The organism is Terriglobia bacterium, assembly GCA_032252755.1.
Classification (GTDB): domain Bacteria; phylum Acidobacteriota; class Terriglobia; order Terriglobales; family Acidobacteriaceae; genus JAVUPY01.
The window spans coordinates 1-9,273 of sequence record JAVUPY010000055.1; the positions used below are offsets into that span (position 1 = coordinate 1).

Sequence of the window (9,273 nt, forward strand, 5' to 3'; positions counted from 1 at the left end):
CCGCGGCGAAGAAGCGCTGGACATGTTGCAGGCAATGAATACGGGCCATGATGGATCGATTACTACGGTCCACGCCAACAGCCCCCGCGACGCCATTTCCCGTATGGAAACGATGGCGCTCATGGCGAACCTCAACCTCCCAGAGAAAGCTGTTCGCCAGCAGATCGCGTCGGCAATTGGGGTCATCGTGCAGATCTCGCGCATGAGCGACGGTACCCGGCGCATAACGCACTTGACGGAAATCACAGGTATGGACGAGGACGTCGTCAGCATGCAGGACGTCTTCCTCTTTGAGAGAAAGGGGATCGGCCTCAACGGCCGCGTACTCGGCCGCTTCCACGCGACTGGGGTAATGCCGCGCTTCGCCGAGAAGATCAAGTCGTCTGGCATAACGGTTTCTCCGTCGTTGCTGGATCTCTCAGTCGAAGTCTAGAGGGACTGCCATGGTAGTGCTCATTTTCGTCCTGTTGCTGATCGTGACATTCGGAGTGGTCCTGCTCGTCTTGCGTCCGACCAAGACCGAAAAGACGCTGGAAACTCGTTTAGAGTCGATCGAACGAGGGAATGATGATGCAGCGATCGAACCAGATGCCCCGCCCGACATCGTCAAGCGCGCCAACCTGAGTGACATACCATTGCTGGAAGTTCTTCTGCAGCGTTTTGCACCTGCAAAGAGGTTGCAGGAATATCTTTCACAAGCAGACTTGGATTGGAGCGTTGGGCGAGTAGTCGCGGGTACCCTGTTCCTGCTCGTTGTCGTGCCGTTTTTTGTCGGACTCTTTCTCCCGAACGTGGTAATCGAGTTGGTTGCCGGAATAATTGCTGCTTCTGGACTGTACTTGTTCATTTACGTGAAGCGAAGTATGAGATTTGATCGCTTCAATCAACTTTTGCCAGAGGCAATCGACCTGCTGACCCGTGCGCTGAAGGCGGGGCACTCGATCAACGCTGCAATCGAAATGGTCTCGCGTGAGATACCCGACCCAGTCGGGACAGAATTCAGACGTACCTTTGAAGAGCAGAACTTCGGCCTGCCAATGCGTGAGGCGATGACTAATCTGGCGGCCCGGGTGCCAATTGCAGACGTCCAGTTCCTGGTGACTGCCATCCTTGTTCAGAAGGAAACTGGCGGCAATCTGGTTGAAATTCTCGAGAAGACCGCATCTGTACTTCGCGAGCGTCTCCGGTTGAAAGGACAGCTAGCAATCTATACTGCGCAGGGACGTCTTACGGGCTGGATTCTTGCGGGCTTGCCGTTCTTTCTCTTTATAGGCATAAACGTCGTTAATCCCAATTATGGCAAGATCCTGATCGAGGATCCTCTAGGCAGAAATTTAATCTATGCTGGCTTGATCCTCATGGCGATTGGCGGATATGTCATCCGTAAGATCATCGATGTGAAGGTGTAAACATGATAGGCCTGATTATTGCGGTAGCCCTGACGACTTTTCTGGGAGTTGCTGTCATAGTCCTGCTTCTGGGCGGAAAGTCCGCTGTCGGAGCGCGCCTTTCGGAAGTTGCGAGCGTCGGCAGCACGGTTGAGGAGGGTCCTGAACAGGAATCAAGTCGTGCTGTAGGCAAGATCTTTGGTGCACTGGCGCCAATTCGCAAAATGCTTGGAATGACTGCTGATGCAGACGTGACACGCAGGCTTGCGCTTGCCGGGTACCGGGAGCCATATCACACCGATGTGTTCATGGGCGCGAAGCTCCTGCTTCCAGTTTTGGGAGCAGCTGTAGCGGCATTTTTCATCGAGAGCAGTACGATTTTCTGGTTCTTTGCTTTGGGGTCACTCGGATTTTTCGCCCCTGAACTATGGCTGAGCCGTGCGATTACGAAACGGCGCGAGGCCGTTAGACTCAGCCTTCCGGACGCGCTTGATCTTCTGGTTATTTGCATGGAAGCCGGGCTTGGCATGGATCAGGCCCTGATTCGAGTTGGCCAGGAATTGCGTATCAGCCACCCGCAACTTAGCGAAGAATTTCTGCTGATTAACTTGGAGCAGCGCGCGGGAAAACCGAGAGTCGATGCATGGCGAAATATGGCCGACCGAACTGGGCTGGAAGTTGTTCGGTCCTTCGTGAATATGCTGGTACAAACGGAGCGATTCGGTACCCCGATATCTAGGTCGTTGGGTAATTTTGCGGATGCACTCAGGCTCAAGAGACGTCAGCAGGCCGAAGAGCAAGCGGCTAAAACCACTATTAAAATGATTTTCCCGTTGGTGCTTTTCATCTTTCCGAGTATGTTTATCGTGCTGCTTGGACCTGCAATCATTGCCATAAGTAAGACAATGAAGAACGTGTTCAGCTAAGAACAGCTCATTCAAGGAGGGAATGTGGACAATACAACCATTATTCGTATCGTTTCAGGCGTCCTGTTTTTTGTGGTGCTCTTCATTCTGGTTCAACGCCGCAAGAAGCGCATAGCTCGCTAGTTCGGAGCCTTAGTGTTTCTCCGCGTACTTAATGTAACCAAGGACACCTGCCTGGGAACGAGGATCGGGGTTGCAGATAGCCCGCGGCGGCGGATGGTCGGTCTTTTGGGAACGACTTCTCTTGAGCCGGGTTGCGGGCTTCTCATTTTTCCCACCCAGGCCGTTCACACATTTGGAATGAAGTATCCTCTCGACCTAGTATTCCTCGATAGCAAAAAACGAGTGGTGGGCTTGCGTCAGTCGGTTCGCCCGTATCGCCTCTCGCCGATTTTCTGGAAGGCGGAATGTGTTCTGGAGCTTCCAACTAGCACTATCGAACAGACTAAGACCGAAAAAGGCGACTGTATCGCTTGGGAAGAGCAATCGATCTAAAGCCCCAGTTACTTTCCTATGAGAAGGGATGATTCAAGTGGGAACACGACCAGAGCACCGCTGGTCGGAATCGCTTGTGGGATCGTACTGACTGGATACATCTTATTGTCGAATGCGATCGCGACCAACTGAACTTTGAGTCTGTCCGTTGAAGTGCCACTCAGAATTTTCAGAGTACAAGTTGCCGTGGAGGGGACGGCTACTTTTCCGTTGATTCGAATCTCGCGGGCAATAGGAACCTTGATCTGCTCTGATTTTGCGACTGTCCTGAGGTCAGGAACTTTTACCCGCACCTCTGCTCGATCTACGAGAGCATATTCCCGGCCTGACTCGAAACCATTTCGTCCGCTTGAAGAGTGCGATTTCGCTCGCTGGGTCGACCGCGCGGAGCCTTCTCTGCTTTCTGGAGTACCCAATTCCCGCAGTTCTTTGGCAGCTTCTGCCGAGTTATCGACTTTGGCGTCGATAACTTCCTGGTACATATGGCGGGCACGGTTTAGGGTATCCAAAGAGTTGGTCCGCTGAGCGATAGAGCGGAATTGGGCAGCTGCGAGCATCCTAAGTTCGTAGCAATGAGCGGAGGTTGGAAACTGCGTACAGTAATAGTTGACTGCGGAATCGGCTTCGGGTACTAGGCCCGAGTCTTTGAGGACCAGCAGCCAGGCCCGAAGCATCCGGGCACCCATGTCCGGTAGACGGACCTTAGGAGGGGCCACGTCTGTCACCTGAAGGAAACGGTCGCGCCGGTCACCCCTGCGTAATACATACCAACGATGCCCTTCCGGATCCACAGCCATCCCGGTCAGAGAGACAACTGCGCCGGCGTTCAGAGTGCTCGCAATTCCTGCACTGGAGTTCGGCTGCAGTCTGAGCGGAGCTTCGTGAAGCAGATACGATGACGCTGCGACGTCCGATTCGCCGCGATCCATCCTCCGCATGGTCACGACAAGGCCGAAAAACATGACTATTAGGAATACGGCGACGCTAACGAAAATCGCACGCCTTTGTTCGGCGGGGTTGCGCTGGGTGCCGGTGGAGGCGATTGGTGGCGGTGCGAAAAGAGTGGGTTGCTCACCCTCCTGAACGAATGACATGGAGCAATATAGGCAGCGCTCGTGTTTAGCGGAGACGATGCGCTCGCACCGGGGGCACTTTCGGACGATCGAAAGAGGAGATTTGCACTTCGGACATTCATGGGTATCCACCGGGTGGTGCGAGTCGCAAACTCCACAGATAGCGAATGCCGGAGCCGTAGGGATGAACTGCACGCCAGTATGTTGTCCGGTGGCCATGTTTCAGTCTAGTGTCGCTTCAGCAAAACCGCTGTTTTGTCTTCGTACAAAACATCCCAGCCACCCGTGCGCCGCAACAGGTAAACCAGCGGCTCATTGGGCTGGAAATAGACGTACTGTATTTTACGTCGATCAAGAACCGCGAGTGGGTCTTTTATCGCGATCAGATCCAGGTAATCCTTGAGGGTCCCGTTGTATTCGAAAATATCGACACGACTGTCGATGAAAACGGGCAATTCCGGGAAGAACCGTTCCAGATATCCACCCCACAGATACTGGGTCAGGACCTTATCGCGTACATTGTGATCCTTCAGATAGGTGATTGAAGTATTCGAAGGGAAGTTCTTCTGCAGGTCGGCGTTCAGTTTAGCCTCGGTCGGGAATCGCCAGACGACTATTCCCAGCACGACAAGCCCAAACAATAAGTTCATCAGGGGCTTGTCAATTTTCGGATCGTAGGGTGGGAATAGGTGAATTCTTGCGCTTAAGAAAGGACTGACCAGAATAGCAAACAGGAAAAGGAATCTCACGTAGGTTAGGCCGGAGTAGAGAGCGAGAACGAGCAACAGCAGGTCTGCGAGGAGCACCTTCTTCTTTGAAAAGAAGCTGCAAATGAACGCCGCCACCAGGCCCAGGAAGACGACCTTGCCACGCGCATTATGGAAATCAACAGAGGCCCACTCTTCAACATACTGGATATTGAGCTTCTGACGAAAAGCCATATCGAACGGGTAGGCCACCAGCTTGTATCCGTAGGGATTGACGAAGAGCGCCAATACGGAGAGTACGCCGACAATGATTAAGAGCCTCAGTTGCCGGGGCGACCATCGGTAGGTTTCGATCTGGCCGTATTGGAATTCGAAAAGCCCCGATCCGGCGATGATGGCATATATGACCAGCCCTATCATCCAGCTTCCGTGGCAGTTGACCCATAGCAAGAAAAGCGGAGGAATGATCCAGACTGCTTTTTCGTGTCCCTCGCGAAACTTGTCGAGCGCGATCAGCATTATCAGGAGATAGATCCAGCCGAAGATCAGCGTGCGCGGGCCGAAGGAGACGACGGTTAGCAGAACGCAGTAGACCGCGACGACAAATGAGTTCTTTGCGTCACTGGAGAGCTTTGCGGCGCGGTAAAGGATCAGGCACAAAGTGAGTGAGGACAGAAGAAACGAAATGGCATACAAACCCCTGAGCCCGCCAGCTCTGTATGAAAGATAATACGGAATTTCCGAAAGCCACTCATGGTCCATCCATGGCGAGCCCTTGGCTGTCCAGGAGAATGTATCGACTCTTGGGAAGTGGCCGGCCAGGATTAGCTGGGCATTGTTCAAATGCCACCAAATATCCGGGTCAGAGACATCTGGCCGATTGAAGGCGAAGACCAGAAGTATGAGGGCGGCTCCCAGCGCAAAATGAAAAGGCAGCCAAATCCTGCGCTCTTGGGGCGCAGGAATGCGAGGCGCAACCTCGGCATCGGCGGCGGTTGGGGCGTTTTGGATAGACATGGAAGTAACTACTGGAGACCGAGAGTACCATAAAGAAGTCGGCCTAATATGGCCTAAACAGCTAGTTGCTAGTAACTTTCGTCACACTAGATCGTTTTATGAGCGGCCTCAGGTTTCTAATGAGCAGCGAGAACTAAGGTATGTGTACCAGGCCGTCCCTCGGCGAACGCAAATGGCGCAACACACGAGGAGTAATCCGATATTTGTGACGTTGGTAACTCGATGGGTTTCGCGAATTTCGAGACACTTTCGCATTGAAACAATGATAAAATCCGGTACTCAGAAGCTCCCCCAACATCCCCTCTTTGCTCCCGATCGGCCGCGGGATGAGGTTATCTAGTATGCGCATTAATCGACTTAGATTGAGAAGGCGCTCGTCAGGTCAGGCGCTGATTGAATCTGCGCTCCTTATACCGTTCATCTTGATGCTGATCTTCAACGGCATCAATTTTGGTTACGTCTACTTTGTTGCGCTGAACATGTCGGCCGCGACGCGGAGCGGGGGGTTGTATGCGATCTTGGGGCCTGATACTCCTGTAGGAATTGGATTTCCTGCTGCCGCGGGGCCGACGACAACCACTTCGGTCATGAACGTCACGTATCAGGATATGCACGGGGCTATTCCCTCGCCGGACACCGCCTCTGTTCAGGTTTGCAGTTCCTCGGTGGGGGTCCTCAATGCCGGTACGACCTCTCAAAAGGCTGCGTGCACCAGCAACGGATCTGCGACGTTCACCGGTGGCGCTGGTATTGACCCCGAGGCACCCACCTTTGTCCTGCACCAGGTTGACGTCACGTATGAGTTCTCGCCGCCCATACCCGGGCTTCCGTTTGGAGCGGTGTTGCTGGCAACACCAGTGTGTTCAGGATCTCCGATCACGTGTACCTTCCATCGCAAGGTGCTGATGAGGGCGATGTGAAATGAGCACCGGAATGAGTCGCAAAAATCGAAGCTCGCGCGGTGCGACAATGGTTGAGTTCGTTCTGACAATTCTCGTCGTGCTTTTCGTGTTCTTTCTTCTGATCGAGTGCTGTCTTTGGATCTACTGTTACAACGTCATGGCCGATGCGGCGAAGGCTGGGGTTCGATACGCGATTGTGCATGGATCGGGAGTAAGTTCAGGTTCGCAGAGTGGACCGACAAGTGGAACGGCCGAATACTGCAGCGACAGTGACTCATCAGTTCAGCCGGTTATCGATGAAGTCAAGAAGTGGGCTTCTTTTTCGGCATACGACACGACCGGCATGACGGTCAACGTCTGCTATTTGGACGGTAACAACGAGGCACCGAATCGAGTGCGAGTTACGGTCCTGAACCCCGTAGTCCCGATATTCAGTTTTTGGGGTACTGCGCCGGTCAAGGCCGCAGCACAAGGCAGGATTGTTAACTAGGAAAAGCCTATGTTCGAACATTCTAAGCGAACGGTCCGACGCAAGATTGCCGATCGGGGTAGCCAGCGAGGGCAGACGGTTGTGTTTGTGGTTCTTGGGCTTGGAATTGTCTTTCTCGCGGTGCTTGGATTCGCGGTCGATTTCGGCAATCTCTGGTTCCACCGGCAGGCAGCGCAAAATGCCGCTGACGCTGCGTGTACCGCTGCTGTGATGGATATGCTCTACAACACGCAGGCGATTGGGGCGACGCCGGTTGGGAACTTCCCGGGTACGAACCCTTTCAACTGCTCGTCAAATCCTACTGCGGCGCCATGCCAGTATGCTGCGTTGAACGGTTACACCGCGACGGGAGTTTCGACGCCGGGCGTTGAGGGCAACGAAGTCCAGATTGCGTTCCTAGCGTCGAGCGATCCGGGTGCGCCGCCGGTTCCAGTTTGCCCCACTCCCATTCCTCCGGGAATGACCATATGTGTGCCGCCGAGCGCCTTGGCAGCGAGTCCGTTTGTGCGCGCAACCGTGACCGACCGAATCAGGACAGCCTTCTTCGGCTTGCTCAGCTCGACGAATACTATCGACGTACCTGCGAAGGCCACTTGTGGCCTGGTGCTGCAGAGCTCCCCGATTCCGCTGCTTGTGCTGGATCCGACGCGCCCAAGCACCCTAACCTCAAACGGTGGTGGTGGAATTTCGATTTACGGCGGTCCTTCGCAAAGTATCCAGGTGAATTCTAATAATGCCGCGGCGCTGAACTGGAACGGCAACAAGCTTCAAGTCGATCTCAGTCAGGGTGGTCCGACCACGTCTGGCAGTGATTTCGGCGTCTTTGGCATTCAGAGCACTGCTCCGAGTACTTCAACTACTGCGGGTTGTGTTGCGCCTCCGAGCGGACCGGATATTTGCTTGGGGACCACGGGCAGCTACGTCTCTCCGAAATTTCCGATCTCGGACCCATTTGCAACCATAACGGCGCCCCAAATCCCAACCTGGAGTGGGAATGGGACCGTGACAAGTGTTGCCAGCGGTACACACGGCTGCCCGGCGCCCGCAGGAATAGATTGCGACATGTATTCCCCGGGATACTATCCAACTGGTATTACAGTCAAAAACAAGTATGCGATCTTCCAACCTGGAATTTACTACGTTCTCAACGGAATGGATTTCGATTCCAACTCGTGTGTTCGGCCTAGTACGGACTTCGGTGATGGCAGTGGCGGCACGTTCTTCTACTTCGCAGACAACAAGAGCATTACTGTGGTGTCCAACTCAGGATGCAATACGAACAGCCAGACAGTGACTTCCAGCAACTGGCAAACTGAAACGTCAAATGGGGGCGAATACCCGTTTGGGGTCGCGTGCGATTCTACAAGTTTGGCTGGTGCACCGGCGAATCTGCCGACAGAGATCACGGGCAGCGTGTTGCTTGCTCCATGTCGCGCTCCAACCACGGACTGCGTGCCGAATTGCTCGATCAACGGAGGAATGGGTTACGGGGACCCGCTTGGCTCGAGCGACCCAGCGGGTGAGCAGCGCGGCTTGCTGATGATGCAGAATCGGAGCGCCAATTTACTAGGTCCACCATCGCATCAACCGAGCTGGCAGGGTGGAGGCGCGTTCCTGATTTCTGGCTCGCTTTACTTCCATCGATGTACAACCGGTTCAACCGACACTGGGACAGGGTGTACGGCTGCGGCTTACAATGACCAGCTCAGTATTGGTGGGAATGCCTCTGGCACATCGTATATCCTCGGCGACATCGTCGTCGATCAGTTGTCCCTGAACGGGACTCCGAACTTGTACATGGATCTGAGTCCCAATGCACTTTATTTCATCTTCAAAGCCTCGCTACTTCAGTAGCGCGGCACGTTCTCTCCGACACGGCTGACAGCTCAACGTCGGCGTTTAGATTTTGGGAAATGGAATGACTTTGGGTTCTTGGCAGCCGTTCCGGTCGGACTGGAATCGCCGTTACATCCCGTCCCGTGGGCTGGTGTATTCGTTCGTCATTCACGAACTCGCCTTCTTCCTCAGCTTCACGTATTCCATCGTTGCCGCCAAGCCGCCGATTGTTCTGTTGACCCCCGAGCAGGAGATTCATACTGCTGAGGTTCTCTACCTACCGAGCACGGGCGGGGGTGATTCGGGCGGCAATGAAGGCAAGCAGGGACGCGAAGGTGAAGGCAAGCCGGCGTCGGGAGCGAAGCATGAAGGCGTCACCTTCAAAGGCCCGCAATACATTCGCTCCGACTTCCCTGATCCTGACAACAATCTCCAGACG

The 9,273-nt window shown here is 54.2% G+C and carries 9 protein-coding genes; 7 read left to right on the top strand and 2 right to left on the bottom strand.

The window, feature by feature from the left end; genetic code table 11:
* The 3 genes from ROO76_13485 to ROO76_13495 form a co-directional block, all read left to right on the top strand.
* On the top strand, positions 1-433 hold a 433-nt coding region (locus ROO76_13485), incomplete at its 5' end, for an ATPase, T2SS/T4P/T4SS family (protein ID MDT8069172.1).
* Between the two features lie 70 nt (positions 434-503).
* Positions 504-1,409: a type II secretion system F family protein gene (locus tag ROO76_13490; protein MDT8069173.1), complete on the top strand. Its 906-nt coding sequence runs from the start codon at positions 504-506 to the stop codon at positions 1,407-1,409.
* A gap of 212 nt (positions 1,410-1,621) precedes the next feature.
* A complete protein-coding gene (locus ROO76_13495; GenBank protein MDT8069174.1) occupies positions 1,622-2,314 on the top strand; it encodes a type II secretion system F family protein in 693 nt (230 codons plus the stop codon).
* A gap of 503 nt (positions 2,315-2,817) precedes the next feature.
* Here the strand turns inward: ROO76_13495 and ROO76_13500 are convergent.
* Positions 2,818-3,366 carry a hypothetical protein gene (locus ROO76_13500; protein ID MDT8069175.1) on the bottom strand — a complete coding sequence of 183 codons (549 nt, stop codon included), beginning with the start codon at positions 3,364-3,366 and terminating at the stop codon, positions 2,818-2,820.
* 743 nt (positions 3,367-4,109) lie between these two features.
* Complete coding sequence (locus tag ROO76_13505) at positions 4,110-5,606, bottom strand: hypothetical protein (GenBank protein MDT8069176.1); 1,497 nt, start codon at positions 5,604-5,606, stop codon at positions 4,110-4,112.
* Positions 5,607-5,947: 341 nt separating this feature from the next.
* Here ROO76_13505 and ROO76_13510 point away from each other — a divergent pair, with 341 nt between their 5' ends.
* The 4 genes from ROO76_13510 to ROO76_13525 form a co-directional block, all read left to right on the top strand.
* Positions 5,948-6,526, top strand: a complete 579-nt coding sequence (locus ROO76_13510) for a pilus assembly protein (GenBank protein MDT8069177.1) — start codon at positions 5,948-5,950, stop codon at positions 6,524-6,526.
* 13 nt (positions 6,527-6,539) lie between these two features.
* Positions 6,540-6,998 carry a TadE/TadG family type IV pilus assembly protein gene (locus tag ROO76_13515; protein MDT8069178.1) on the top strand — a complete coding sequence of 153 codons (459 nt, stop codon included), beginning with the start codon at positions 6,540-6,542 and terminating at the stop codon, positions 6,996-6,998.
* A gap of 9 nt (positions 6,999-7,007) precedes the next feature.
* Positions 7,008-8,852 (top strand): pilus assembly protein TadG-related protein, encoded by a 1,845-nt coding sequence (locus ROO76_13520; GenBank protein MDT8069179.1) that lies wholly within the window; start codon positions 7,008-7,010, stop codon positions 8,850-8,852.
* Between the two features lie 64 nt (positions 8,853-8,916).
* Positions 8,917-9,273 (top strand): hypothetical protein (locus ROO76_13525; GenBank protein MDT8069180.1); only part of this gene is annotated, 357 nt, incomplete at its 3' end.

Bases quoted from the DNA above. Each gene is read 5' to 3' on its own strand.
- ROO76_13495 (MDT8069174.1), top strand. From the start codon at position 1,622: ATGACTGCTGATGCAGACGTGACACGCAGGCTTGCGCTTGCCGGGTAC.
- ROO76_13500 (MDT8069175.1), bottom strand. From the start codon at position 3,366: ATGCTCGCAGCTGCCCAATTCCGCTCTATCGCTCAGCGGACCAACTCT.
- ROO76_13505 (MDT8069176.1), bottom strand. From the start codon at position 5,606: ATGTCTATCCAAAACGCCCCAACCGCCGCCGATGCCGAGGTTGCGCCT.
- ROO76_13510 (MDT8069177.1), top strand. From the start codon at position 5,948: ATGCGCATTAATCGACTTAGATTGAGAAGGCGCTCGTCAGGTCAGGCG.
- ROO76_13515 (MDT8069178.1), top strand. From the start codon at position 6,540: ATGAGTCGCAAAAATCGAAGCTCGCGCGGTGCGACAATGGTTGAGTTC.
- ROO76_13520 (MDT8069179.1), top strand. From the start codon at position 7,008: ATGTTCGAACATTCTAAGCGAACGGTCCGACGCAAGATTGCCGATCGG.